Origin of the sequence: Methyloceanibacter sp. (genome assembly GCF_050999895.1) — a bacterium.
Lineage (GTDB): Bacteria > Pseudomonadota > Alphaproteobacteria > Rhizobiales > Methyloligellaceae > Methyloceanibacter.
The window spans coordinates 1-25,332 of the sequence record NZ_JBPCOU010000027.1 but is presented as its reverse complement, the minus strand read 5'-3'; the positions used below and the strand labels follow the sequence as shown (position 1 = coordinate 25,332).

The following is a 25,332-nucleotide window of genomic DNA, read 5'->3' as shown; positions in this document are numbered from 1 at the left end:
TTTTCATGCACGACCCGTTGCTGTTTAAGGTGCCCAACCGCGCGATGTTGGGACGTTGGAGTCATGGGGTATGCGGGAGCATGCAGTTAGATAGGATTTTTTCCGGCCGCCGGGCCGTGCTCGGTTCCTGCCTGATCGCACTTGGCTTGATGGCGACGGCCGATCTCCCGCCGGCATCCGCGCGCGCCGAAGTGGTCAAGAATCCCATTGCGGTCTTTGCCGCCCTCGACAAGGTGACGGGGCGCATTTCACATCTCGAGGTTCCGATCGATCAGACCGTCGAGTTCGGGGCGCTGAAGGTAACGCCACGGGTCTGCAATAGCCGCCCGCCGACAGAAGCGCCGAAAACGACAGGGTTTGTCGAGGTCGACGAGGTGAAGCTGACGGGCGAGGTGCAGCGCATCTTTACGGGCTGGATGTTCGCGGAAAGCCCCGGGCTTCACGCCGTGGAGCACCCAGTCTTCGATGTCTGGCTCACAAGCTGCAAGACCTCGGCTCCCGTCAATCCGGCAGGCAATGCGGAGAATGCGCCTTCCGCCGGCGAAGCGCCTCCAGCGCCTCCAGCAGAGGCTGCGCCGCTCGAAGATGCGCCGATGGAACCGCCCCCGCCGCTTCCCAACGCCCGTTCCAATAATCGCTGAAACTCGGTCCGGCTCACCTCGACGGTGCCGAACCGTTCGAGATGCGTTGTCAGGAACTGAGTGTCGAGCAGGCAGAAGCCTCCAAATTTGAGGCGCGCAACGAGATAGACTAGCGCGATCTTGCTTGCGTCGCGGACGCGCGAAAACATGCTCTCGCCGAAAAATGCCCGGCCGAGATGGACGCCGTAAAGCCCGCCGACCAACTCGTCGTCCTGCCAAACCTCAACCGTGTGGCAATGTCCCAGCGCGAACAGATCGCGGTAGAGATTGCGGATGCGGCCGTTGATCCACGTGCTGCGCCGTCCTGAGCGCGGCGCCGCGCACGCCTCGATCACCGCATCGAAATCGTTGTCGACCCGAACGTCGAACTCGTTCTGGCGGATGGTGCGGGCGAGCCGCCGCGGCACATGCAGGCGGTCCAGCGGCAGGATCCCGCGCCGTTCCGGCTCGATCCAGTACAGCGCGTTGTCTTCCGCGCTCTCGGCCATGGGGAAGATGCCGCAGGCATACGCCTTCAGCAGGACCTGCGGTGTGATCTCAATGATGACGTCGTCGATGGAGGTCATGGTCTTGCTCAAGGGCGCGCTCAACCCTCCGCGAGATGTTTCTCCAGCCAATGAATATCATAGTTGCCGTCGACGATATCGGGCTCGCCGATGAGCGAGATAAAGAGCGGAATGGTTGTCTCCACGCCGTCCACCACGAATTCTCCGAGCGCACGCTTCAGCCGCATCAGACACTCGTTCCGCGTCCTCGCATGCACGATCAGCTTCGCGATCAGGCTGTCATAGTAAGGGGGAATGGTGTAGCCCGCGTAAGCGCCGGAATCGACCCTAACCCCGAGACCGCCCGGAGTGTGAAAATGCGTGATGGTGCCGGGCGACGGCCGGAAGGTGCGCGCGTTCTCAGCGTTGATGCGGCACTCGATGGCGTGACCGTTGAAGCGGATGTCCTCTTGCCGCAGCGAGAGCGGCGCACCGGCAGCAATGCGGATCTGCTCGATGACGAGATCCAGCCCCGTGATCATCTCGGTGACGGTGTGCTCGACTTGCAGGCGCGTATTCATCTCGATGAAGAAGAACTCGCCGCCCTCGTAGAGGAATTCCACGGTGCCAACGCCCCGATAGCGCAGATCCTGCATGGCCTTGGCGACCGTCGCGCCGATAGTCTCGCGCTCGCTTTGATTGAGGGCGGGCGAGGGTGCCTCTTCCCAGAGCTTCTGATGTCGGCGCTGCAAGGAGCAGTCGCGCTCCCCGAGATGGATGGCGTTGCCCAGGCCGTCGGCGAGCACCTGCACCTCGATGTGGCGCGGCTTCATCAGATATTTCTCGAGATAGAGCGTGTCGTCGCCGAACGCGGCTTTTGACTCCGACCGCGCCGTGGAGATCGCGACTTCAAGCTCCGTCTCGGTGGGTGCCACCTTCATGCCGCGACCGCCGCCGCCTGCCGCCGCCTTGACCAGGACCGGATAGCCGATTTCGCGGGCGAGCCTCTTCGCCTGCTTCAGGTCGGTGACGGGGCCGTCGGAGCCTGGCACGACCGGAATGCCGAGCTTGCGTGCGGTGTCCTTGGCCTCGATCTTGTTGCCCATCAGGCGCACATGCTCGGCGCTCGGGCCGATGAAGGTGATGTCGTGTTCTTCGAGGATCTCCGCGAAGCGGGCATTCTCGGCGAGAAACCCGTAGCCCGGATGTACGGCGTCGGCGCCGGTGATCTCACACGCGGCGACGATCTGCGGAATGTTGAGGTAGCTGTCCTTGGCGGGGGCGGCGCCGATGCACACGCTCTCGTCCGCGAGGCGCACATGCATGGCGTCGGCATCGGCGGTTGAGTGCACCGCGACGGTCGCAACACCGAGCTCCTTGCAAGCGCGCTGGATGCGGAGTGCGATTTCTCCGCGATTGGCGATCAGGACTTTGTCGAACATCGCCTCGGACGCATCTACCCTTGCTCGATCACAACAAGCGGCTCGCCATATTCGACGGGCTGACTGTCCTCGACCAGAATGGCGACGACGGTTCCGGCGAACGGCGAGGGGATCTGGTTCATGGTCTTCATGGCCTCGATGATGACGAGCGTCTGCCCGACCGTCACGCGCGAGCCGATCTCAACGAAAGGCGGCGCGCCAGGCTCCGGCGAACGGTACGCCGTGCCGACCATCGGCGAGGTGACGGTGCCGGGATGCACCACGATTTCGTCGTTGCGGGTGAGGCGCGGTCCGCCTTCGCGCAAGTCACTCCCGCCGACATCGGGCAGATAGGCCGAAACGACCGGGGCGCCACGGGCGACGCGCACGCGGTGACCGTCCTGCTCGATCTCGATCTCGGTCAGGCCCGTCTCGTCGAGCAGCGCGGCAAGCTCGCGGACGAGGTCCTTGTCGAAGCTGCTGTCCTTTCTGCTCATCGGCGGCGTCCCCTTTCGCCGTCAGCCGGATTTGCTTGCATCGATCGTGGCGGCAAGCGCCTCGATGGCAAGCTCATAGCTCAGGCTGCCGAAGCCGCAAATCATCCCCTTCACCCCCTTGGAGATGTAGGACTGATGGCGAAACGGCTCGCGCTTGAAAATGTTCGTCAAATGCACCTCGACCGATGGAACGGGGCAGGCGAGCAATGCGTCGAGCATGGCGATGGACGTATGGGTCAGGGCTCCGGCATTCACGATCATCCCGTCTGCGTCAAGCCTAGCCTCCTGGATCCAGGCTACCAACTCGCCCTCGTGGTTACTTTGGCGGAAATCGACGGATAACCCCAAAGCCGCAGCCTTCCGCTCGCACAGGGCCCGGATATCCTCCAAGGTCTCCTTGCCGTACACGTCCGGCTCACGCGACCCGAGCAGGTTGAGATTGGGACCGTTCAGGACGTAAATCGGTTTGGTCATGGCGAATGCGGTGAGGATGGCTAGCCGCGCGCGGAAAAGACGGCCGAAGCAAGCGCTGCGGCCCCTTTATCAGCTTTTCCGCCGTTCCGCAAAAGTGTGCTGCTCTCGCTACCCCTCGGGCGACTGCCTCAGCAGGAGGTCTCGCATCCCTTTTCGCGCACCTCTTTCACCTTCGCCGCCAGCTGGTCCTGAAGATCTTCAGGCGCCCCCGGAATGGTGCGGTCGCCGATGAGGTAGAAGGGCGTGCCCTGGAGTTCAAGCTTCTGCGCGAGCTCACGCGCCTCATCTAGCGCCTTCTGCACCTCGGGACCCGCCATGTCTTTCTCGAGCTGCGTGACGTCGAGACCAAGCTCGCCGGCAACACGCAACGCCTTTGCCTTGTCGGCCTTGCCCGGTTCGTTGAAAAGCTTCTGATGCATCTCGAAATATTTGCCCTGCTTGTCGGCCGCCAGCGCCGCCTTGGCCGCGGCCTCAGAATCCTCGCCGAAGATCGGGAGTTCCTTCAGGACCACGCGCACCTTGCCGTCGTTCTCGATAAGCTTGACGAGATCGGGCAGCGCGCGGCGGCAGAAGCCGCAATTATAGTCGAAGAACTCGACCACGGTGACGTCGCCGTTGGGATTGCCGGTCACATGAGAATTCGGCGAGCGGAACAGCGCCTCGGCATTGTCGCTGATGGTCTTGCGCTGCTTGGACTCAAGCTCGGTCTGTTGCCGCCGGTCGAGCTCGGTGGTCATGGCGACGAGAATTTCGGGGTTCTTGGTGAGGTAGCCGCGGACGATCTCTTCAACCTTTTTCTCGTCCACACTGGCCCCCGGCGATGCGCCCGCGGGAGCCTTGGACAGATAGTTCGCCACCGCTTGATCGATGCTCGCCTGGTCGACCGCCCCTCCCGATGAGCCGCCGTGGCCAGGGGCAAACCGCCCAGCAATTGCGAGGCCGGCCACCGTGACGAGAGCGGCGACGACGGCGGCCACCAAGGCGGTGGTGAGGCCTGTCCTAGGGTTCATGCGTGAGGTCTCCACGGTTGGAAGAGGGGGGTGTCGGCTCTCAGTTGGTTCTTGGCACTTCGAAGGCGAGAATGTCGTCGGCCCTGAGCCAATTGGGCGTGCCGTCGATGAGGCCCGCTTTGGCTCGCTTTGCCTGCTGCTTGGCAAGTTTGAGTTGCCCTTCATAGAAATAGGCCTCGGCGGACGCAAGCTCGGCCTGTGCCATGAATTGCCGCTTGGCGCCGGACGCCTTCACCGTGTCGGCCTTGCGCGCATAGGCGACGGCGAGCTGCCGGTAGGCCATTGAGGAGCTGTCCTCCTGGGCAAGTCCAGTGCGGAGATTGGTGATCGCCTCGTCCAGGGTCGCCTGGTTCGAGGTCCCCAGCAAAGCTTGCGCAAGCATGATGCGGATGGGCGGATCGGTCGGCGCCAGCCTCACGGCCTCCCGCAAGGGGGGGATCGCGGAGGCGGGATCGCCGCTTTCGAACAAGAACTGCCCTTTGATCTCGTAGAAATACGGCCAGTCCGGCTTGGCGGCGATGAGCGCGTCGAGCTGGGGCATGGCGACCTGAACCCCGGCGTCGCGATAGGTCGCGATCGCGCGCGCATAGAGCGCGGGCAGCGTTTGGTTTGATTTCGGGTAGCGATTGAAAACGATCTGCGGCTTGTCGAGAAAGCCGAACAGTTTTGCCTTCACGAGGTCATGGCGGAACTTGAGGTCCGGCGGGTCGGTGTTGTCGAAATAGGGGCTTGCATGCACGAGCTCGCGTAGTTGCAAGATGCGCTGCTGTGGCATGGGATGGCTTTGCAGATAGGGATTGATCCCTTCCACGCCGTATAGCTTCGAGCCCATGAACTCGAAGGTCTCGAGCATGCCGCGCCCGGACTGCTTCGTTCCGTTGAGAAACGTCATGGCGGCCTGGTCGGCCGAGGACTCTTCGTTCTGACGATAAGCGAGCACGCTGCGCATGGCGGCGTCGGTGCCACCGAAAGCCGCGCCCATGCCGGCCTGCCCGATGCCTGGCGCACCCGCGATCGCTCCACCCGCCATTGCGGCAAGGCCGAGCAGTTGCAGCATCAGCGCCGCCGATCTCGCCCGTGACACCTGACTGCGCAAGCGCGCCAGATGGCCGCCGGTGATATGCCCGCTCTCATGGGCGATGACGCCGATCATCTGATTGGGCGTCTCGGCGTTCATCAGCGCGCCGGCATGGATGAACATGTTATGCCCGTCGACGACGAAGGCGTTGAAGTTGCGGTCGTTGACGATATGGATCTTGATGCCCTGGGAGCCGAGGCCGGCCACGGTGAAAATCGGCTTGGCGTAATCCCTGAGCAGGTTCTCAGTTTCGGCGTCCCGGATCAGCCCCCCTCCGGCATTGGCTGATGTCGAGAAGGCCACGGCAAAGGCGAGTGCACCGACGAATGGGGCGCGCAGCAGCCGCGATGCTCGACGATTTCGGGGCTCGGTCAGGAGAGGCATGATGGGTCTGATCGTAGTGCCTTGCGTATGCCAGGCAAAGGGCTTGCGCCTGAACGACGGGCGCCGAAGGCGAGGGCGGGTCCTTCAGCCTTGCCATTGCCCAGATTTGCCTGACTGACTTTCGAATACGGCGACAACGTGACAGCGAACCTTGAGGCCCTTCAACAAAGCGCGAGCGTCGACGTGAACGAGGCATCCAAGGGACACCCGCGCGGCACACGCAATCTCCGGCTCGCCAGCCGCAGCCGCATTGACCCCTTCATCGTCATGGACGTCATGGCGGAGGCGAACGCGCGTCAAAGCGCGGGCGAGGACATCATCCACATGGAAGTCGGTCAGCCGGGGACGCCGGCGCCCCGCGCCGCGCGCGAAAGGGCGGCAGCCGCGCTTGCTGAGGATCGTCTCGGCTATACCGAAGCCTTGGGCCTACCGGAATTGCGCGAGCGCATCGCGCTGCATATCCGCGAGCGCTACGGCTCGAGCGTGTCGCCCGAGCGCGTGGTGGTGACAGCCGGCTCCTCCGCCGCCGCTTCGTGCTCGCCTTTCTCACCCTGCTCGACCCAGGCGACGCGCTCGGGCTGCCGTCGCCCGGCTATCCCTGCTACCGGCAAATTCTGAAGACGCTCGGCTGCCGGCCACTCCTGATCGAGACTGCGCCGGAAGGCCGCTGGATGCCGACGGCGCGCGACGTCGAGCGTCTGGCCAGCGAGAACGCGGTCGGCCTGCTGGTAGCAAGCCCCAACAACCCCACCGGCACGATGACGGTCGGCGGGCGGCTCGCTGAACTCGCCCAAGCATGCCGAAAGCACGGGCTCTGGCTGATTTCCGATGAGATCTATCACGCACGCCCTCGAATATGACGCGCCCGCGGAGACGGCGCTTGCGCATTGGGACAAGGCCATCGTCGTCAACAGCTTTCGAAATATTTCAGCATGACCGGCTGGCGCATCGGCTGGCTCGTCGTGCCGCAAGATTTGGTGCGGCCCATCGAGAGGCTGACGCAGAACCTTTACATTTAGCCGACTGCGATTTCTCAGCACGCCGCGCTTGGCGCATTCGATGCCATCGAGGAGCTTGAAGAGGTGAAGGCGGTCTACGCGCGGAATCGAAGCCTATTGCTGGATGAGATGCCGCGCGCGGGGTTTCGCGACATATTGCCGGCCGACGGAGCCTTCTATCTCTATGCCGATTTCAGCCACTGGACCGACGACAGCGCGGCGTTCGCCCGGGCGATGCTGCAAGAGATCGGTGTCGCAATCACGCCCGGGATCGATTTCGACCCCGAGCGTGGCAAGCGTTTCGTAAGGCTGTCTTATGCAGGACCGCACGACGCGATGCGTGAAGCTGTAACGCGCGTGCGCACGTGGCTCAGGATGAGATAGCGCCTAGCGCCGCCACCAGCCGCGGCGGCGAGGTTCTGACTCATCCCCGCTCTCGGCCTGCACGGCAGTTTCCGGGCGCGGAGCCTCCTCGCGGTCTTGCGTTACGCTGTCGTAGAGAGGTTGCGGTTCGCCTTGCCGCTGTTGTCGAGGCTCGCCCTCATCACTGTCCTGCGCTGTCTGCTCACGGCCCGACCCATTCGGCTCGACGCGGCGCTCGCTCTCTTCGCGCGGGGGCGCCTCTTCTGCGGCGTTGGAGGCGGCTCCGCCCAGGTCTTCGCGGTCGGAAGCCTCACTACCGCCTTCGCTTCCGGCTTCGGCTTCGGGACGAGGCGGTCGCTGACCGGACCGGCGCCTTCCACCGCGCCGGCCTCTGCGTCGCGGCTTGCGGGCGCTGGCGCCGTCTTCTCCGGGATTGACGCTCGCTTCGGCCGAAACCTCGACCGCTTGCTCGTCGTCGTTGTCTTCTTCGTCCGCTTCCTGCTCCAACGCTTCGGCACCGTTCGTGGCGGTTTTGGAACGGGTATCCTGCTCCTCGCCCGGAACGCGGCGCTTCCGCTTGCGCCGCCGCCCGCGCCGTTGCGCCTGCTCGCTCTCCGACTCCGTTGCGGTCGTCGCGGTCGCGGTCGCGGCGGGGGCAGGGGCTTCGGCGCTAGGTTCATGGTGCGCCCAATCCATATGCACCACGGCGTGATCGCCGTGAGCGTGCACGCCCTCCGCGCCGCGCTCGATCACGAATTGCGAGATATGCATGGTGGAGTCTGCGGTAACCGTGATCGGCACCCTATAGCGCGCCTCGGTATCCTTCAGATGCGCGCGCTTCTGATTGAGAATATAGAGCGCGACATCGACCGCCGTGGTGGCCACCAGCGGCACCACGCCGTCGGTGATGAGCCGGTCCTCGAGCGAGCGCAGGACGTCGAGCGCGACGGATTCCACCGAGCGTACGATGCCGGTACCCTGGCACATTAGGCACGGGCTCGTTGAGCCCTCGAGCATGCCCGGGCGCAGACGCTGCCGCGACATTTCCATCAAGCCGAAATGACTGATGCGGCCGACCTGAATGCGGGCACGATCGTGGCGCAGCGATTCCTTGAGCCGCCGCTCGACCAGCCGGTTGTTGCGGCGCTCGTCCATATCGATGAAGTCGATGACGATGAGGCCGGCGAGATCGCGCAAGCGCAGCTGCCTGGCGATTTCTTCTGAGGCTTCGAGATTGGTCTTGAGCGCAGTATCCTCGATATTGTGCTCGCGCGTGGCCTTGCCGGAGTTGACGTCGATCGAGACAAGCGCCTCGGTCTGGTTGATGACGATATAGCCCCCGGATTTAAGGACCACTTGCGGCGAGAACATCGCAGCGAGCTGGCGCTCCACAGGGAAGCGGATGAATACCGGCTCGGGGTCTTTATACGGCTTCACGTTCTTGGCATGGCTCGGCATGAGCATGCGCATGAAGTCCTTCGCCTCACGATACGCGTCGTCCCCCGCGACGAGAACTTCGTCGATGTCCTTGTTGTAGAGGTCGCGGATCGAACGCTTGATGAGATTGCCCTCTTCATAGACGAGGGCAGGGGCAGTCGACTTGAGGGTGAGGTCGCGCACGGTTTCCCACAGCCGAAGGAGATAATCGTAGTCGCGCTTGATCTCCGTCTTGGTGCGTTGCGCGCCCGCCGTGCGGATGATGAGCCCCATGCCTTCCGGCACTTCGAGCTCGCCCGCGATCTCGCGCAAGCGCTTGCGGTCAGTGGGATTGGTGATTTTGCGGGAAATGCCGCCGCCACGCGCGGTGTTCGGCATCAGCACGGTGTAACGGCCGGCGAGCGAAAGATACGTGGTGAGGGCGGCGCCCTTATTGCCGCGTTCTTCCTTCACGACCTGCACGAGAATGATCTGCCGCCGGCGGATCACTTCCTGAATTTTGTAGGGACGGCCGCGGCGGCGCCGTGCGCGCTCGGGCACTTCCTCAAGCGCATCTTCCGAGCCGACCGATTCGACCCGCTCGGGCGCCGCACCATTGGTTTCTTCGGTGAGTTCGACGCGCTGACCGACGGACGGATCGGATCCTTCCTCGTCATCCTCGCTCTCGTCATCCTCGATCTGCTCGACCGATGACCGTTCTTGCTCGGGGGGATGCTCGTTCGCATCCTCGTCGGCCGGGCGTTCCGCAGGCTCCGAGACCTCATGGACGAGATCGCTCCCTTCCAGCACGACCGTCGTGGGCTTCTGGGACGGGGCTTCCTTCTCGGAAGCGCCGTGCTCCGTCGCCTCGGTGGTTTCGGCGCTGCCGGCGGTGGCTCCGCGCTCGCCCTCTTTAGGGTGTCGCGTGTCGGGGCGGCCACGGCCACGGCCTCTGCCGCGGCCACCATTACGGCGTCCACGGCCCGCGGCGGCCTCGTCGTCCTCGGCAGCCTCGGCAGCGCTGGCGCGGCTTTGCTCCTCGGCCTCCTCGTCAAGTAGCGCTTGGCGGTCGGCGACCGGAATCTGATAGTAGTCGGGGTGAATTTCGGTGAAAGCTAAGAATCCGTGCCGATTCCCACCGTAATCGACGAACGCCGCTTGCAGCGACGGCTCGACCCGGATGACTTTCGCAAGATAAATATTGCCGCGGAGTTGCTTTTTACTCGCTGACTCGTAGTCAAACTCCTCGACGCGATTGCCTTTCACGACGACGACCCGGGTTTCCTCCGGGTGCGCCGCATCGATTAGCATTTTGCTTGTCATGTGAATTATTCTCCCGCACGCGGGTCGGGGAGGCCGGGGCAAATATCCACCGGACCGTGCTTGAGCCGACAGCCTGCGCGCGCCAATGACCAATAGACCATGATTCGCTGCGATGAGGCATGGCGGGACAATCGCCGCTTCTGCCAGAAGCGGTTGCAACCGCCTGGCATACCGTCAGCGTCCCGGAAAATGTTTCCAACTTTCCGAGGTTAGTCCCTATCCGTTGAGTCTGCATCGCAGTCCTCGCTACCGGGCTTAAGCCGCGGTTTGAGAAGCTTTTCAACCGGCGGTCGTATAGGCACGACCACTGCTTTTCCGCGTCAAGGTCCGTTCGCAGGGACCAAACGCCCGAAAGAACTCGCCCGTATCGCCAGTTTGGCGTCCAAGGCTCCGGCTCCCGAATGAGGGCCTCTCCTTCATACGGGGTTGGCGGGAGATTTGGCAAGCGTTGGGTGGGTGCCCCCAAAAGCGTCACAAGCTTGCCTTAACCACGCTGCGGCTAAGATTTGCTTAGGATGGGCCGATTTTGCACCAGAGTGGGTGCTCAGTCGGAAGCATAAAATTGAGCGCACAAGATTGGTTAGGCTGGACACGATGCGCCGCGAGCATGGCTTGCGAAATATTTGGCGGATATGCGCTTTTCTCCTGACGCTGATGGTCGGCCTAGGGGAGGCGGGACAAGTTTTTGCCGACTCCAAACCGATGATCGCCAAGGATGCCCGCTTGGCAGGCGACCGCGAGCGCACGCGTTTCATCGCCGACCTTTCCAAGAAGGTGGAAGTTCACGCGTTCGCCCTCGGCGATCCCTATCGCGTCATCATTGATGTGCCGGATGTGAGCTTCCAGATGCCCGACGGTATCGGCAAGGAGCAAAGGGGCCTCGTCACCGCCTACCGCTTCGGGCTGTTCGCGCCCGGCAAGTCGCGCATCGTTCTTGATATCGGCGGGCCCTTCCTCATCGATAAAGCCTTCGTGCTCGATCCGAGCGACAACCAGCCGGCGCGCCTCGTCATCGATCTCGTCCCGACCGACGCGGCGACCTTCACGGCCAAGCTCGCCGAATCGCGCGCCAAGACCGCCGCGAGCGTCGCCGACATTCGGCCGCCCGAGCCGCAAGTCCAGCCCTCGAGGGGAAAGCCTGTGGTGGTGTTGGATCCGGGTCATGGCGGCGTCGATCCCGGCACCCGCGGCGAAAGCGGGATCACCGAGAAGGAGGTGGTGCTGACCTTCGCCAAGATTCTCAAGGCGAAGCTCGATGCGGTGGGCCGTTACGAGATTTTCCTCACGCGCGAGGACGACACGTTCTTGCCGCTGCGCGAGCGCGTGGCGTTCGCGCAAGCGAAAGCGGCGGGACTGTTCCTCTCGATCCACGCCGATTCGGTGCCGAAGCATCCAGACCTCGCCCGCGGCGCCACGCTTTACACGCTGTCGGAGCAGGCCTCCGACGACGAGGCGAAGGAACTCGCGGCGAAGGAAAATTTCTCCGACGCCATCGCCGGCGTCGAGCTCCAGGACGAGTCCGACGAAGTGGTAGCCAACATTCTTCTCGACCTCGCCCGCCGCGAGACGCAGAACCGCTCGGTGGTGTTCGCCCGCTCGATGGTGGGGGAGCTGCACGAAGGCAGAGCGGGTCTGCACTCCAAGGCGATGAAGTCGGCGGGCTTCCGCGTCTTGAAAGCCCCCGACGTGCCGTCTGTGCTGCTGGAGCTCGGCTTTCTCAGCAATGCCGATGACGAGAAACGCCTGACCTCGGACGCGTGGCAGAACAGCACCGCCGACGCGATCGTCGCTGCGATCGATACCTATTTCGCCAAGCGGCTTGCCCGCATCCCCTATTGAGGCGACGCGGCCTCCGTGCGGCGTAATTTCCAGGCGCAGCCTGAGAATTTGCGGGACGCCAGCTTGTTATTGCCATAATCTTGGCTAGGGTGGCCCCGGGCGGGTTTTCGCGCTCAAAACCGGGCACGGGACGGGAAATAGCATGGATATTACGGCTCCGATCAGGCCGCCGGAACAGCGAGGGCGCCGACGTCGCGGCGGCTTCTTGCTGCGCTTCTTCGGTTTCATGTTTGCCGCCGGCATGATCGTCTTCGTCGCCGTGGGGGGCGCAGCGGCGTTCTTCCTCTGGAAGGTTTCCAAGGAGCTGCCGGATTACGAAGTGCTCGCCAAGTACGAGCCGCCGGTGATGACCCGGATCCACGCCAATGACGGCAACCTCATCGCCGAGTTTGCGCGCGAGCGGCGCATCTATGTGCCCTTCACCGCCGTGCCCGAGCGTTTGCTCCAGGCCTTCATCTCGGCGGAGGACAAGAATTTCTATCAGCATGGCGGCCTCGACATTCAGGGCATCATGCGTGCGCTCGTCACCAACCTGAACAATGTGCAGGCCGGGCGGCGCGTCGTCGGCGCTTCGACCATTACGCAGCAGGTCGCCAAGAACTTCCTGCTCACGAGCGACGTCACCATCGAGCGCAAGCTGAAGGAGGCGATTCTCGCGATCAGAATCGAGCGCGCTTTCACGAAGGAGCAGATCTTCGAGCTCTATCTGAACGAGATCTATCTCGGTGCTGGCGCCTACGGCGTCGCCGCGGCGGCGCAGACCTATTGGGACAAGGCGCTCAACGAGCTGACGATTGCCGATGTCGCTTATCTCGCGACGCTGCCGAAGGCGCCGAGCAACTATAATCCCTTCAAGTATCCAGAGCGCGCGATTGCCCGCCGCAACTGGGTGATCGACCGCATGGTCGAGAACGGCTTCGTGTCCCATGAGGACGGCGAAACTGCCAAGGCCCAGCCGCTCGGCGTTCAAGCGCGAACCTTCGGTCCGAAGATCTTTGCGTCGGAATACTTCGCCGAAGAGGTGCGCCGGGAAATTCTCGACGTGTTCGGCGAAGACAAGCTCTATGGCGGCGGTCTTTCCGTGCGCACCACGCTCGACCCGCAACTGCAGCGCGTCGCCCGCAAGGCCTTGGTCGACGGTCTCGTCGCCTACGATCATCGTCGCGGCGGCTGGCGCGGGCCGCTCAAGAAGATGGAGCTGGCCGGCGACTGGGGCAAAACGCTCGGCGCCATGCCGGTCTGGTCCGACATCGATCCTTGGCGTCTTGCCGTGGTTCTCGATGTGTCCAAGGACAAGGCGGTCGTCGGCCTGCGCCCCGGCCGCACCGTCTCCGGTGCGCTGATCGCCGACCGCGAGCAGGGTGTGATCCCCTTCGAAGACGTCAAATGGGCGCGGCCCAAGCTTGAGCGCGGTCTCGGCGGCAACCCGACCTCCATGACTCAAGTGCTGAAGCCGGGCGACGTGATTTACGTGTCGCCGCGCGCGCCGACGGAAGACAAGGACGGCAAAGCCGGCGACCCCGAAAACGTCAAGGGTCAATGGTCGCTCCAGCAGGTGCCGAAGATCAGCGGCGGCCTCGTGGCGATGGATCCTCACACCGGGCGCATTCTCGCCATTGCAGGCGGCTTCAGCTTCGCGGAAAGTCAGTTCGACCGTGCCACGCAGGCGCGCCGGCAGCCGGGCTCTTCCTTCAAGCCGCTGATCTACGCAACCGCCCTCGATAACGGCTACACCCCGTCCAGCATCATCGTTGACGGCCGGATTTGCCTCGATCAGGGGGCAGGCATGCCGCAATGGTGCCCGAAAAACTACGATGCCGGCTCTGCCGCGGGACCGTCCACCTTGCGCTTCGGCATTGAGAAGTCGCGCAACCTCATGACGGTCCGGCTCGCCCGCGACATGGGCATGCCGATCATCGGCGAATATGCGCGGCGCTTTGGCGTCTACGACAATCTGATGCCGGCGCTCTCCATGGCCCTCGGCGCCGGCGAGACCACGCTGATGCGCATGGTGACCGGCTATTCGATGGTCGCCAATGGCGGCAAGCAGGTGCAGGCGACACTGATCGATCGCGTTCAGGATCGTTACGGCAGAACCATCTGGCGCCACGACAATCGCGACTGCCAAGGCTGCGATGCACGCGAGTGGAAGGGCCAAGCCGAACCCGAGCTTGCCGAGGATCGCAAGCAGGTTCTGGATCCCATGACCGCATTTCAGATCACGGAGATCATGGAAGGGGTCGTGCAGCGTGGCACCGCGCAAAAGCTCAAGGTTCTGAACCGGCCGATCGCCGGCAAGACCGGCACCACCAATGACGAGAAAGACGCCTGGTTCATCGGTTTCACGCCGGACCTCGTGGTCGGCGTTTATATCGGCTTCGACAATCCAAGTCCCATGGGTCACGGCGAAACCGGCGGCAACGTTGCAGCCCCTGTGTTCCGAGACTTCGTGCAGACGGCTCTGGTCGAGGTGCCGCCGGTGCCGTTCCGTGCGCCGCCCGGCATCAAGCTGATCCGCGTCAATCACAAGACCGGCTTGCCCGCCAGTCCCGGCGACAAGACGGCCATCATGGAGGCCTTCAAGCCTGGCCAGGAGCCGTACGGTTCGCCCCCCGCCGAGGCTGAGGGCATGTCGGGTGAAGAGGGCGCGGCGATGGCGGCCGACGGCTACGAGCAACAGCCTCCCCCCGATGGATTTGGACCGCCCCCAGGCGCGGCGCCTGGACCTGGACCGATGTCTGGACCGATGTCTGGACCGCCGCCGGGATATCCGATGCCGCCCGCGCAGCAGCCCGGCTATCCCGTGCCGCCCGACGATGATCGCGCTTTGACATCGGGCACCGGCGGCCTCTACTAAATTTCCATCTGGCCGAACCGACGACAGCGGGTCCTCTCGGACCTGCTCTGCTATGTCTAGAGGATATGATGCGCGCTGAAATCGAATCGATCGTCGATGAAATCAAGCAGTCCCTGACCTTGCTGCGGAGGCATCTTTGACCCAGACCAAGCCAAGGACAGGCTGGAACGGCTAGACCGCGAAGCCGAAGCTCCCAATTTCTGGGACAACTCCAGCCGCGCGCAAGGCCTCATGCGCGAACGCCAGCAGCTCGAAGCGAGCCTTTCCGCATTCTCGCGCCTGACCAAGGAGCTTGAGGACAATGTCGAACTCGTGTCCTTGGCCGAGGAGGAGGACGACGACAGCGTCGTCGCCGAGGCGGAAAAGGCATTGAAGCGGCTCCGGCAGGAAGCCCACACCCGTGAGGTCGAGGCGCTCCTCTCGGGCGAGGCCGATGCCAACGACGCCTATGTCGAGGTCCATGCCGGTGCGGGCGGCACCGAAAGCCAGGATTGGGCGCGGATGCTCGAGCGCATGTATCTGCGCTGGGCGGAGGGTCGCGACTACAAGGTCGAAATTATCGGCGAGCATCCCGGCGAGGAAGCCGGCGTCAAGTCGGCGACGATCCTGGTGAAGGGGCTGAATGCCTATGGCTGGCTGAAGACGGAATCGGGCGTGCATCGTCTCGTACGCATCTCGCCGTTCGATTCCAATGCGCGCCGGCATACGAGTTTCGCGTCGGTCTCAGTTTATCCCGTCGTCGACGATGCGATCTCCATCGACATCAAGGACAAGGACGTCCGCATCGATACGTATCGCGCCAGCGGTGCGGGAGGACAGCACGTCAACACGACCGACAGCGCGGTCCGCATGACGCATATTCCGACGGGCATCGTCGTCCAGTGTCAGAACGAGCGCTCGCAGCATAAGAACCGCGCCACGGCCTGGGGAATGCTGCGCGCGCGCCTCTACGAGGCTGAGCTAAAGCGCCGCGAGGATGCCGCACACGCGGCCGCGCAGTCGAAATCGGACATTTGTTGGGGCCATCAGATCCGGTCTTATGTGTTGCAGCCCTATCAGCTTGTGAAGGATCTGCGCACCGGTGTGGAAAGCACCAACCCGCCGGCCGTGCTGGATGGCGACATCGATCAGTTCATTGAGGCCGCGCTCGCCGAGCGTATCCAGGCAGCGTCCTAGCGCGCCGCGGATCGCTCCGCGGAGTCGCCCTGCTCGGGGCATGCCGATGGCGTGCCCCGGCGAATCGCAGTGTTGCAGGGACTACTCGGCGGCGGTGGACGACTTCGTGGTGTCCCCTGACGAAGGCTTCGCCTCGGCGTCGGCGCTGCGTTCGGTCCGCTGCTCGAAGCTACCGGGTCTCTCGCTGCGATGGCCGCGATCCGGGACAGCGGCGGGCTTGTCGCTGGCGCCCGTGCCCGCTCCCGACATAGGGTCGTCGGAGCGGCGTGACTTGCCCTCGAAATAGGCCCCTTGTTCGATCGCGAGACTCTGATGGTAGATGTCGCCTTCGACGTGGGATTGGGCCTGGAGCGTCACGCGGAGACCCCTAATGGAACCGGTGACGCGTCCGCGCACCACGACATCCTCGGCGATCACGCCGCCGGTGACTTTGGAGGTTTCACCCAGCAGGAGCGAACCGCAATGGACGTCGCCCTGGATCTCGCCATCGACCTGGATCTCGCCCTTGCAGGTGACGTTGCCGGTGACCGTCAGGTCCTCGCCGATGATGGACGGTACGGATTTGCTTGGGCTTGCGGTCGGCGTCTTGACATAGCCCGTGGCCGACCGCTCGGTGAGAGGCGAGGCGCTTTCGCCGCCCGGCCGCTCGCCCAGCCTGCCTTCGCCCATACGCCCTAGAGAACTGCCGCCCGGTTGCTCCGGCTTTTTGGTGAACATGCGAACTCCTCCCGAAGGAAATACGATGGGCTCAGCGCCGGAAAAAGCCGTGGCGCTCGGCCCTGCCTTCTGACCAGTTGCCTTCTGAAGGCCTTGCCGCAGTGATTTGATCGAAAGAGCAAACGCCAGCGCCCCAGGCCGCCGCGCAGAATATCGCCTTAGCGGCTTGTTGTCATGACCTTCTTGCCTATTGCTGCAATGATCTGCGCCGCAGCGGAGCGAGTGCCGTTGTTTTGGGCAACCGCACGCCCACGGGGCGGCGCCTTCCTTTAGCCGATTTTACTGCCTCTTATAGATCAAGCCCTTACCCTAGCCCGGTGCGGCGTGGTAGTGAGGCTCATCGTGGGGTGAGGGGCCTTGCCGTGGGGAATCCGACAACGGCCATGAGCGGATCGAGTCGTCGCGTAGGCCCGGTTAGCGACGCCGCTCACCTTCGTTCCGACACGCAAAAGCTGGGTGGCGGTGAGACACGGCGCCGACATGGCGCGCGGGGGCTCTCGACGGATGACTGAGCCGATTGCAGGCGCCCTGAACAAGCTGTCGGAAGGCCGAAAAGCTCTCGTCGATCTGACGACTCGCGGCCGCGCCCTGATCAAGCAGGGGGTCCCCGAACCCGTTCAAGTCGAGCTCCGCAAAATGGGAGTCCGCGGGCGTGCGCTCGTCAAAAGCGTCCCCGAGCCCGTCCATGTCGAGCTTCGCAAGTTGGGCAAGCGCGGCGCCCATGTCTGTCGCGAGATCTTCGCCGGCATTGTGGTAGTCGGACTTATCGCAATCGTCGGCGGCTATGGTCGTCTCGCGCGCGGCCCGATCTCGTTTCCAAGCCTCGTCCCCGTCCTCGAGAACGCCATTAACGGCGAGCTCACCGGCCTTCACGTCAGGATCGACGATGCCATTCTCCAGCGCTCGCCGGACGGCCCCGGGGTTCTTTTTAGGCTCCGCAACATCAGGCTGATCGACAAGGAGGGCGCAACCGTTGCGCAGGCACCGCTCGCCGCCATCGGCTTAAGCGGGAGCGCGGTGCTCTCCGGCCGCATCGCCCCGGGCAGCGTCGATTTCATTGGGCCCCGGCTGCTGCTGTTCTACGAATCCGACCAGGGCCTTTCGCTGAGCTTCTCAAAGTCGACCGTTTCGGAAAGCGAAGCGCTCATCCGCGGGTCCCTTCCGCCTGATGGGCAGAACTCCACCGAGATCCGCCGGACTCCCTCCGAGACCGTCATCGCCAAGCGCGGCGAGCGGCCACCCGACATGATTCCCTCCGGGCGTCCGTTCGATATCACCGGCACCATTACACAGATCTTCGAGAGCGCCCGCAGCGGCAGCAGCTCCTATCTGACGCGCTTCGGGGTCAAGAATGCGGTCGTCGTCCTCGACCAGAACGGCACGCAGACCCAATGGCAGGTTCCCGATTTCGCCGTCGATCTCAATCATCGCAATCGGCGCAGCATTCTTGTCGGCCACGCCAATCTCTCCTCATCCAAGGGGGAATGGGGACTTGAGTTTCGCACCGAGCAGCTGAGCAAGCGGCAGGGCCTCAGTTTCACCGCGCTCATCGAGGACCTCGTACCCTCCGGCATCGCCGAACAGTTCCCGTCGATCGGCCTGCTCAAGGCGCTGGATATGCCGGTCACCGGCGAGGCGAATGTCGAGTTGTCTCACTCCGGCGACTTCATAGCCGGCGAGGCGGAGTTCCATCTCAAGCCCGGCCAGCTCACCACGCCTTGGGACCCGGATAGGTCGATGCAAATCGACGAAGGAAAACTGCGCGTGCGCTTTGTCAAGGGGGAAGACAGGGCGGAGCTCCTGCCCTCGACCCTGAAATGGGGAAACAGCGAAGCGACCATCAGCGGCCAATTCCGGCCCGTTCGTGATGCCAATGGTGCGCCGACCTCCTGGAATTTCGCCCTGAAGGCCGACGACGCCGTCTTTGGCGTTGAGGAGGTGGGCCTGGCGACGATACGCGTGGATGAATGGTTGGTCGCCGGCAATATCGCCCCGGGCTCCAGTCAGGTCACGATCTCGAAGTTCATTATTCGCTCCGGCACGGCTTCCATCGAGTTTGCCGGCAGCATGATCGATGCGCCCGGGTCGCCGGAGGTCAAGTTCGCGGGCACGGTCAGCCCGATGTCCCTCGATACGCTGAAGTTGCTGTGGCCGAAATTTCTCGCGGGCGGCGCTCGGGAGTGGGCTCTGGAACGGGTGAGCGGCGGTCAGGTTTTAGGCGGCAAGTTCAGTCTCGCGTTGCAGCCCGGCGAGCTTGCTCAAATCGAGAGCGGCGGCGAGGTGCCTCCCGGCGCCATCAATGTCGAGCTCGATCTTGCCGACATGAACATCACCTACATTCCAAAAATGCCCCCGGTGGCGACGAAGGCGGCCAGGCTTAGCGTGTCCGGGACCGTGTTCGCCGTTGATATCCCGAGCGCCAAGATCGGCTTGCCGTCCGGCGCGGAGATCGCGCTCAGCGAAGGCCGTTTCTTCATCCCCGAACTCCGCCAGGATCCGCAGCAGGGCGAGATCACCTTCAAGGCGCGGAGCACGACGCCCTCCGTCCTCCAGCTTCTCGATCACGAGCCGCTTGGCTTCATCACGGCGGTGAAGATGCGGCCCGAGGATTTCGGCGGCACCGCCAACGGCGACTTCACGCTCAAAATGCCACTGATGAAGGAACTTGAGTTCAAGGACATCAAGCTGAACGGCATGGCGCGACTCGATGATGCCGTTGCCTCGAATGTCGGGGGAAAATTGAGCGTCGAAGGCGGCGCCGTCGACGTCAACATCACCGAGCAGGCGGTGGAGGCCAAGGGCGATATCATCATCAAGGGCGTGCCGGCACAGCTTGCCTGGCAGCGCATCTTCTACACGCCAGAAGAACAGCAGCCTCCCATCAAGGTCATGGCGCTCCTCGACGAGGCCGCGCGCGATAAGCTCGGCATCAAGATCAACCATCTGGTGCGCGGCCCGCTGCCGACCACGCTCTCCATGACCAACAATGCCCAAGGGGAGCAGACGATCAGCATGCAGGCCGATCTCACCAGCGCCGAGCTCATCTTTGGCAGCATGGGTTGGACTAAAGCGAAGGGGCGCGCGGCATCGGTGCAGTTCGACGTGGCGCAGACCGAGGACGGCTCCACCGAGCTCAAGAACTTCAGAATGCTCGGCGACCAGATGACCATCGACGGTTGGATCGCGCTCGATCCGGAACAGCACCTCAAATCCCTTTATTTTTCCGATTTCTCTTTCGATGCTCAGACCCATATCGAAATCTCCGCGACCGTGCGTGACGATCAGGTTTTGGCGATCACGGCGCAGGGGCCGAGCTATAACGGCAAGCTATTCTTCCAGTCGCTGTTCTCCGCAGGCCAACTTGCGGATACCGCGGTGGAATCGCCGGATCCGTTTGACATCGATCTTACCGCGCGCGTGAATTCGTTGGTCGGCTCTTACAACACCACCGTCGCCAATGCGGTGGTGACGCTGAAGAAGCGCAAAGGCCGTCTCGTCGCGCTCAATGCCACCGGTGAGCTGAACGGCAAAGCCCCGGCAGCGGCCAAGATTGAGGACCATAAAGGGTCGCGCCTGATCACGGCTGAATCGCGCGACGCCGGCGCGGCGTTCCGCCTCGTCGGATTCTATCCCAATGTCGAGGGCGGCGAGGCCTCCTTGCAGGTCAATCTCGATGCCGGCGGTCCGGGAGAGAAGACGGGGATTCTGTGGGCGCGAAGTTTCACCGTCCTCGGCGATTCCGTCGTGAGCAATGTGCTTTCCGATCCCAATGCCACCGCGGCCCTGGGCGAGCAGGCGACGCAGGCCAACAAGTCGCGGATAGCTTTCGACAAATTGCGCGCGCCGTTCTCCGTCGGCGGTGGCCAGTTCCGCTTGAAAGACGCCTACATGAACGGCCCGGCGCTCGGCGCCACCATGCGCGGCACGGTCGACTTCAAGTCGCAGACCGTGGATCTCGGCGGCACCTATGTGCCGCTCTACGGCCTGAACTCGGCGCTCGGCGCCATTCCCATTCTCGGCAAGGTCTTGGTGGGACGGCCGGGCGAGGGCATTGTCGGCATTACCTTCGCCATCAAGGGCAAGCTCGACGATCCCGCCGTGCTCGTGAATCCGATGTCGGTCATGACGCCCGGCATCTTCCGGCAGATCTTCGAGTTCTCCGGCGGAGCTATTCCTGAGCAGACCCCTTCAGCTACGGGCTTCGAGAACACGCCGCGCTGAGCGTCTTGCGCCTTAGACCGGCCGGATTAGGACGTGACGCTTCTTGCCGAGCGAGAGCTTGATGACGCCCTCCGGCGTGAGGTCGGCGAGGGTCAGGAGGCGCCTGGCGTCGCTGACGGCATCGTCGTTCACCTTGATGCCGCCGCCATTGATCTGACGCCGCGCTTCCCCGGTCGATTGCACGAACCCCGCATCCACGCTTGCGTTGAGGACCCCGAGGCCCTTCTCCAGATCGGCGCGTTGCACCTCCAGGGTGGGGAGGCTCGAGGCGATATGACCCTCCTCGAACGTGGTGCGGGCAGTCTCCGCGGCGCGGTCTGCTGCATCGCGTCCATGCGCGAGCGCGGTGGCCTCGGTCGCGAGGATCTTCTTCGCCTCGTTCAGTTCCGCGCCTTTCAGTTTGGCAAGGCGCGCAATCTCGTCGAGGGGCAGCTCGGTGAAGAGCTTGAGGAAGCGCTCGACGTCGGCGTCCTCGCTGTTGCGCCAGAACTGCCAATAATCATAGGCGCTCAGCATGTCGGGGTTCAGCCACACCGCACCTTGCGCGGTCTTGCCCATCTTGGCCCCGGACGCGGTGGTGAGGAGCGCGGTGGTGAGGCCGAACAACTCGACGCTCTCTGTGCGGCGGCCAAGCTCAATGCCGCCGACGATGTTGCCCCACTGATCCGATCCGCCCATCTGCAAGCGGCAGCCGGAACGGCGATAGAGCTCCACGAAGTCGTAGGCCTGGAGCACCATGTAATTGAATTCGATGAAGCTCAGAGGCTGCTCGCGCTCCAGCCTGAGCTTCACGGAATCGAAGGCGAGCATTCGATTGACGCTGAAAAGCCGGCCGTAACCGCGCAGGAAATCGATGTATTTCAGCTCTTCCAGCCAGTCCGCATTGTTGACCATCTGCGCGTCGGTCGGGCCGTCGCCGAAGCTCAGAAACTTTGCGAACACCGATTCGATGCCGGCAATATTGGCAGCGATCTCGGAGTCGCTTAAGAGCTTGCGCGCCTCGTCCTTACCGGAGGGATCGCCCACCTTGGTCGTGCCGCCGCCGATCAGGACGATGGGGCGATGCCCGGTCTGCTGCAGCTTCCGAAGCATCATGATGCCGAGCAGATTGCCAACATGAAGGCTTGGCGCTGTGCAATCGAAGCCGATATAGCCCGTGACGACCTCGTTGCGTGCGAGCTTGTCGAGACCGGCCTCGTCGGTACATTGGTGGATGTAGCCGCGGGCCTTAAGCTCGCTGAGAAATTCCGATTTGGCGTGCATGCGAAAGACTCGGTCGATTTAATCGCGGCGTGGGCTCGACTTTGAGGCTTGAGGCTGTACCAGCTTTGCAGGGAAATTGCACGGCGGGCAGGCGATAGCCGGCCGCGCTGATCTAGGGTCGGGCCAAACACAGATGCGCTACCTGGTGCGCCGCGCCGAAAGCTTGCCGGAAACCGCGGCCGCCTGGGAAGACCCCGCATGGGCCGCGGCCGAGACCCTGTCGATTGCGCGCTTCTATCCCCGCAGCAGCCAGCATCGGCCGAAAACCGAGGCGAGGCTCCTCCACGACGACCGCGCTCTCGCTTGCATGTTCCGCGTGGAGGACCGTTATGTGCTCGCGCGATCTACCGCCTATCAAGCGCCGACGCACGAGGACTCTTGCGTCGAGTTTTTCGTCGAACCTCGTGCCGACGCCGGCTATTTCAATTTCGAGTGGAACGCGATCGGGACCTTGCTGCTGTGGTACATCGATCAGCCACGCCGCGCCGATGGCTCCTTCGCGAGCCATACCCCGGTCCCGGAAGAGAGTGCCGGCACCATCGCGGCGCATGCTTCGCTGCCGCGGCCGCTCTCCGAGGAACTGTCCGGCCCTCTCGTTTGGACGATCTCGTTTCGCGTGCCCCTCCCGCTCTTCGAGGTATTCGTCGGTCCGCTCGGAAATTTGAGCGGGCAGAGTTGGCGGGCGAATTTCTACAAATGCGCCGATGCCTCGTCGCATCCGCATTGGGTCGCATGGTCGGATATCGGCGATCGTCTCGACTTCCACCAGCCCAACCGCTTCGGGGAGCTCGACTTCGAGTAACTGCCCGGCTCGCGACAACGACGACCGCAGCGCGGGTTAATAAAGAAGATATTGCTGTCGCACCGCCGCGAATTCCGCCACTCCAAGGTCCCAGCTCGCGGCGATCTCGTCGAGGGACATTTGTTGCTCGATCTGTTGACGCAAGGCGGGCGAGCCCGCCAGAATGTCGATCGGCATCTTGTCGTGCTCGTATTCGTAAGGCGGATCCCGCCACGCGAACGCGTCCGGAGCGGAGCCATAGCATTCGCGGATCACCGCGACACCGGCCTTCACGGGCTCGAACGCCTCGCGATCGGTCACGTGGATCTGGCATCCGCCACAAGCAATTTGCGCGTGTTTCTGAAAGGTCGGCTCGAAATTCACCGCGCGGAAATGCGCGCCCCGCACACTGATGCCGTTCAGCCGCGCCGCGAGCGCCTCGCCGTCGAGCCAGGGCGCTCCGACCAGCTCGAACGGTCGCGTCGTGCCGCGTCCTTCCGACAGAATTGTCCCTTCTAGCAGCACCGTGCCGGGGTAAACGATGGCCGTGTCGAGCGTCGGCATATTGGGCGAGGGCATCACCCACGGCAATTCGGTCGCGTCGAAATACATCTTGCGCGACCAGTCTTGCATCGTCACCACCTCGAGCTCTGCACCGATGCCGTGATGCTCGTTGAAGAGGCGCGCCAGCTCCGCGACGGTCATGCCGTGCCGCATCGGCATACGGAACTGGCCCACGAACGACTTGTAACCCGGCTCGAGCGTCATGCCTTCGATCGCCAACCCGCCGATTGGGTTTGGCCGGTCGCAAACGATCACGGGGACTCCGGCCGCCGCCGCGGCGCGCAGGCAATTGCCCATCGTGTAGATGAAGGTATAGATGCGTGCGCCGACGTCTTGGAGATCGATCACGAGCACATCGATCAGGCTCAGCATGTCGCGCGTCGGCTCGCGCGTCTCGCTGTAGAGCGAGAAGATCGGTATGTCGCGCCGCTTGTCTTTCGCGTGCGGCGTTTCGATCATGTTGTCTTGGAGGTTGGATTGGTAGCCGTGTTGCGGCCCGAAGATCGCTGCGAGCTTACACGTGGTCGATCGGCTGAGCTGATCGACGATGTGGGTGAAGCTGTGATCGATCGAGGCCAGGTTGGCCAGGATGCCAACGCGCAGCCCGTTCAGGCGGGGTGAGGCGAGGAGTCGTTCCGAGCCGAGCAGCATGGCACCAGTGGGATTGCGCACACGGCCGTAGGATCAGGCCGCGGAGTCTTTCCGTTTCGTCTTGCCCTTGCCTAGGCGCTTGTCGAGATAGCCGTCGACCACTTCCATCAATCCGTCCATGCGGCCTTCGAAGAAGTGGTTCGCTTCCGGCACGGTGGAGTGCTCGACCACGATCCCCTTTTGCGTCTTGAGCCGCTCGACAAGGGTCTTCACGGACTCCGTCGGCACGACTCGATCCTTAGCGCCGTTGACCATCAGGCCCGAGGAGGGGCAGGGCGCGAGGAAGGTGAAGTCATAGAGATTGGCGGGCGGCGCCACGCAGACGAAGCCCTCGACCTCCGGGCGGCGCATCAGAAGCTGCATCGCAATCCAGGAGCCGAACGACACCCCGGCGATCCAGCACGTATGGGCGTCGGCGTTGTAGGTCTGTAGCCAGTCGAGCGCGGTGGCCGCGTCGGCAAGCTCGCCGGGGCCGTTGTCGAACAGGCCCTCGCTCCGCCCGACGCCGCGGAAATTGAATCTGAGGACGGAAAATCCGCGGCGCTGAAAGGCGTAATAGAGGTGGTAGACCACCTGATTGTTCATCGTGCCCCCGAACTGGGGATGCGGATGCAGGATCAGGGCGACGGGGGCATTCGGCGTCCCCTCATGGTGATAGCGCGCTTCGATCCTGCCGCTCGGACCACTGATATTCACTTCGGGCATGAACCACTTGCCTCAGCACGGTTGGCGCCAAAGGGGGAACGGAGCTGCGTCAGGCGGGCAATTGAGGAGCGAATCGCCCGCGAACCTTGACTCAGCCGCCTCAGAATCCTATACCAACCTGATATTAGAATTGTTCCAAACAAGGATCTCCCAGCTGGGCCGCGATTGGGGCGATCCGGTTCGGCCGGGCTTCATAGCACGCGCCACGGGGGCTCGTGCAAGTTTTTAACCGGCCGGCGCCGACGAGTCCGAGAGAATGAGCGAGCGGTTTTACCTCGATTACAACGCCACGGCCCCCCTGCGCCCCGAAGTGCAGGCCGCGATGGTCGCTGCGTTTGCGAGCTACGGCAATCCTTCCTCGGTTCATGCCGAGGGCAGGGAAGCCCGCGCCGTGATTGAGGCTGGGCGGGAGAAGGTCGCCGCTTTGGCCGGCGCGCATCCCGAAGATGTCATTTTTACGAGTGGCGG

At 63.4% G+C, this 25,332-nt stretch carries 17 protein-coding genes and 2 pseudogenes; 8 read left to right on the top strand and 11 right to left on the bottom strand.

Translation table 11 applies throughout. From position 1 onward, the window contains the following. Positions 1-5: 5 nt before the first annotated feature. Positions 6-425: pseudogene (locus tag ACR2J1_RS02955) on the top strand (DUF2155 domain-containing protein); the annotation flags it as partial. Positions 426-439: 14 nt separating this feature from the next. Here ACR2J1_RS02955 and aat read toward each other — a convergent pair. The 6 genes from aat to ACR2J1_RS02925 all read right to left on the bottom strand — a co-directional run bounded on the left by aat (position 440) and on the right by ACR2J1_RS02925 (position 5,990). Continuing rightward, positions 440-1,207, bottom strand: coding sequence for a leucyl/phenylalanyl-tRNA--protein transferase (aat, locus tag ACR2J1_RS02950; RefSeq protein ID WP_434017866.1), 768 nt, complete (start codon positions 1,205-1,207; stop codon positions 440-442). 20 nt (positions 1,208-1,227) lie between these two features. Next, positions 1,228-2,568 (bottom strand): acetyl-CoA carboxylase biotin carboxylase subunit, encoded by a 1,341-nt coding sequence (accC, locus tag ACR2J1_RS02945; protein WP_434017858.1) that lies wholly within the window; start codon positions 2,566-2,568, stop codon positions 1,228-1,230. 14 nt (positions 2,569-2,582) lie between these two features. Next, positions 2,583-3,044, bottom strand: a complete 462-nt coding sequence (locus ACR2J1_RS02940; protein WP_434017857.1) for an acetyl-CoA carboxylase biotin carboxyl carrier protein — start codon at positions 3,042-3,044, stop codon at positions 2,583-2,585. A gap of 21 nt (positions 3,045-3,065) precedes the next feature. After that, complete coding sequence (gene aroQ / locus ACR2J1_RS02935) at positions 3,066-3,518, bottom strand: type II 3-dehydroquinate dehydratase (RefSeq protein WP_434017856.1); 453 nt, start codon at positions 3,516-3,518, stop codon at positions 3,066-3,068. 128 nt (positions 3,519-3,646) lie between these two features. Next, positions 3,647-4,528: a DsbA family protein gene (locus ACR2J1_RS02930; RefSeq protein WP_434017855.1), complete on the bottom strand. Its 882-nt coding sequence runs from the start codon at positions 4,526-4,528 to the stop codon at positions 3,647-3,649. A 40-nt stretch (positions 4,529-4,568) separates the two neighbouring features. Then, on the bottom strand, positions 4,569-5,990 hold the full coding sequence (locus ACR2J1_RS02925) for a M48 family metalloprotease (RefSeq protein ID WP_434017854.1): 1,422 nt from the start codon (positions 5,988-5,990) through the stop codon (positions 4,569-4,571). 267 nt (positions 5,991-6,257) lie between these two features. Between ACR2J1_RS02925 and ACR2J1_RS02920 the strand changes: the two are divergent. Continuing rightward, a pseudogene (locus tag ACR2J1_RS02920) lies at positions 6,258-7,372 on the top strand (pyridoxal phosphate-dependent aminotransferase). Positions 7,373-7,375: 3 nt separating this feature from the next. On the opposite strand, the gene ACR2J1_RS02915 reads toward ACR2J1_RS02920, so the two are convergent. Next, on the bottom strand, positions 7,376-10,090 hold the full coding sequence (locus ACR2J1_RS02915; protein WP_434017853.1) for an Rne/Rng family ribonuclease: 2,715 nt from the start codon (positions 10,088-10,090) through the stop codon (positions 7,376-7,378). Positions 10,091-10,684: 594 nt separating this feature from the next. Here ACR2J1_RS02915 and ACR2J1_RS02910 point away from each other — a divergent pair. The 3 genes from ACR2J1_RS02910 (at position 10,685) to prfB (ending at position 15,962) form a co-directional block, all read left to right on the top strand. Next, a complete protein-coding gene (locus ACR2J1_RS02910; RefSeq protein WP_434017852.1) occupies positions 10,685-11,929 on the top strand; it encodes an N-acetylmuramoyl-L-alanine amidase in 1,245 nt (414 codons plus the stop codon). Between the two features lie 226 nt (positions 11,930-12,155). Next, on the top strand, positions 12,156-14,786 hold the full coding sequence (locus tag ACR2J1_RS02905) for a penicillin-binding protein 1A (RefSeq protein WP_434017865.1): 2,631 nt from the start codon (positions 12,156-12,158) through the stop codon (positions 14,784-14,786). 68 nt (positions 14,787-14,854) lie between these two features. Then, positions 14,855-15,962 (top strand): peptide chain release factor 2 gene (gene prfB / locus ACR2J1_RS02900; RefSeq protein WP_434017851.1). Its coding sequence is split into 2 segments (ribosomal slippage): positions 14,855-14,923 and positions 14,925-15,962, totalling 1,107 coding nucleotides; the frame shifts between segments, so codons are not numbered across the junction. An 81-nt stretch (positions 15,963-16,043) separates the two neighbouring features. On the opposite strand, the gene ACR2J1_RS02895 is transcribed toward prfB, so the two are convergent. Beyond that, on the bottom strand, positions 16,044-16,679 hold the full coding sequence (locus ACR2J1_RS02895; protein ID WP_434017850.1) for a bactofilin family protein: 636 nt from the start codon (positions 16,677-16,679) through the stop codon (positions 16,044-16,046). A gap of 504 nt (positions 16,680-17,183) precedes the next feature. On the opposite strand from ACR2J1_RS02895, the gene ACR2J1_RS02890 reads away from it, so the two are divergent. Continuing rightward, positions 17,184-20,900 carry a YhdP family protein gene (locus ACR2J1_RS02890; protein ID WP_434017849.1) on the top strand — a complete coding sequence of 1,239 codons (3,717 nt, stop codon included), beginning with the start codon at positions 17,184-17,186 and terminating at the stop codon, positions 20,898-20,900. A 12-nt stretch (positions 20,901-20,912) separates the two neighbouring features. Here the strand turns inward: ACR2J1_RS02890 and tyrS are convergent, their stop codons facing one another. Continuing rightward, entirely contained in the window at positions 20,913-22,163 is a 1,251-nt protein-coding gene (tyrS, locus tag ACR2J1_RS02885; RefSeq protein WP_434017848.1) for a tyrosine--tRNA ligase, read from the bottom strand. A gap of 133 nt (positions 22,164-22,296) precedes the next feature. Between tyrS and ACR2J1_RS02880 the strand changes: the two genes are divergently transcribed. Next, entirely contained in the window at positions 22,297-22,965 is a 669-nt protein-coding gene (locus ACR2J1_RS02880; protein ID WP_434017847.1) for a carbohydrate-binding family 9-like protein, read from the top strand. Positions 22,966-23,001: 36 nt separating this feature from the next. Here the strand turns inward: ACR2J1_RS02880 and ACR2J1_RS02875 are convergent, their stop codons facing one another. Beyond that, positions 23,002-24,180, bottom strand: coding sequence for an exo-beta-N-acetylmuramidase NamZ family protein (locus tag ACR2J1_RS02875; RefSeq protein WP_434017846.1), 1,179 nt, complete (start codon positions 24,178-24,180; stop codon positions 23,002-23,004). Between the two features lie 12 nt (positions 24,181-24,192). Continuing rightward, a complete protein-coding gene (locus ACR2J1_RS02870; RefSeq protein WP_434017845.1) occupies positions 24,193-24,864 on the bottom strand; it encodes an alpha/beta hydrolase in 672 nt (223 codons plus the stop codon). Positions 24,865-25,120: 256 nt separating this feature from the next. On the opposite strand from ACR2J1_RS02870, the gene ACR2J1_RS02865 reads away from it, so the two are divergent. After that, positions 25,121-25,332 (top strand): aminotransferase class V-fold PLP-dependent enzyme (locus ACR2J1_RS02865; protein ID WP_434017844.1); only part of this gene is annotated, 212 nt, incomplete at its 3' end.

Excerpts from the sequence above, each read along its gene's own strand:
- ACR2J1_RS02930 (WP_434017855.1), bottom strand. The coding sequence starts at position 4,528 with ATGAACCCTAGGACAGGCCTCACCACCGCCTTGGTGGCCGCCGTCGTC.
- ACR2J1_RS02940 (WP_434017857.1), bottom strand. The coding sequence starts at position 3,044 with ATGAGCAGAAAGGACAGCAGCTTCGACAAGGACCTCGTCCGCGAGCTT.
- ACR2J1_RS02895 (WP_434017850.1), bottom strand. The coding sequence starts at position 16,679 with ATGTTCACCAAAAAGCCGGAGCAACCGGGCGGCAGTTCTCTAGGGCGT.
- ACR2J1_RS02910 (WP_434017852.1), top strand. The coding sequence starts at position 10,685 with ATGCGCCGCGAGCATGGCTTGCGAAATATTTGGCGGATATGCGCTTTT.
- ACR2J1_RS02905 (WP_434017865.1), top strand. The coding sequence starts at position 12,156 with ATGTTTGCCGCCGGCATGATCGTCTTCGTCGCCGTGGGGGGCGCAGCG.
- ACR2J1_RS02880 (WP_434017847.1), top strand. The coding sequence starts at position 22,297 with ATGCGCTACCTGGTGCGCCGCGCCGAAAGCTTGCCGGAAACCGCGGCC.
- aat (WP_434017866.1), bottom strand. The coding sequence starts at position 1,207 with ATGACCTCCATCGACGACGTCATCATTGAGATCACACCGCAGGTCCTG.
- accC (WP_434017858.1), bottom strand. The coding sequence starts at position 2,568 with ATGTTCGACAAAGTCCTGATCGCCAATCGCGGAGAAATCGCACTCCGC.
- ACR2J1_RS02890 (WP_434017849.1), top strand. The coding sequence starts at position 17,184 with ATGACTGAGCCGATTGCAGGCGCCCTGAACAAGCTGTCGGAAGGCCGA.
- ACR2J1_RS02925 (WP_434017854.1), bottom strand. The coding sequence starts at position 5,990 with ATGCCTCTCCTGACCGAGCCCCGAAATCGTCGAGCATCGCGGCTGCTG.
- tyrS (WP_434017848.1), bottom strand. The coding sequence starts at position 22,163 with ATGCACGCCAAATCGGAATTTCTCAGCGAGCTTAAGGCCCGCGGCTAC.
- ACR2J1_RS02870 (WP_434017845.1), bottom strand. The coding sequence starts at position 24,864 with ATGCCCGAAGTGAATATCAGTGGTCCGAGCGGCAGGATCGAAGCGCGC.
- ACR2J1_RS02915 (WP_434017853.1), bottom strand. The coding sequence starts at position 10,090 with ATGACAAGCAAAATGCTAATCGATGCGGCGCACCCGGAGGAAACCCGG.
- aroQ (WP_434017856.1), bottom strand. The coding sequence starts at position 3,518 with ATGACCAAACCGATTTACGTCCTGAACGGTCCCAATCTCAACCTGCTC.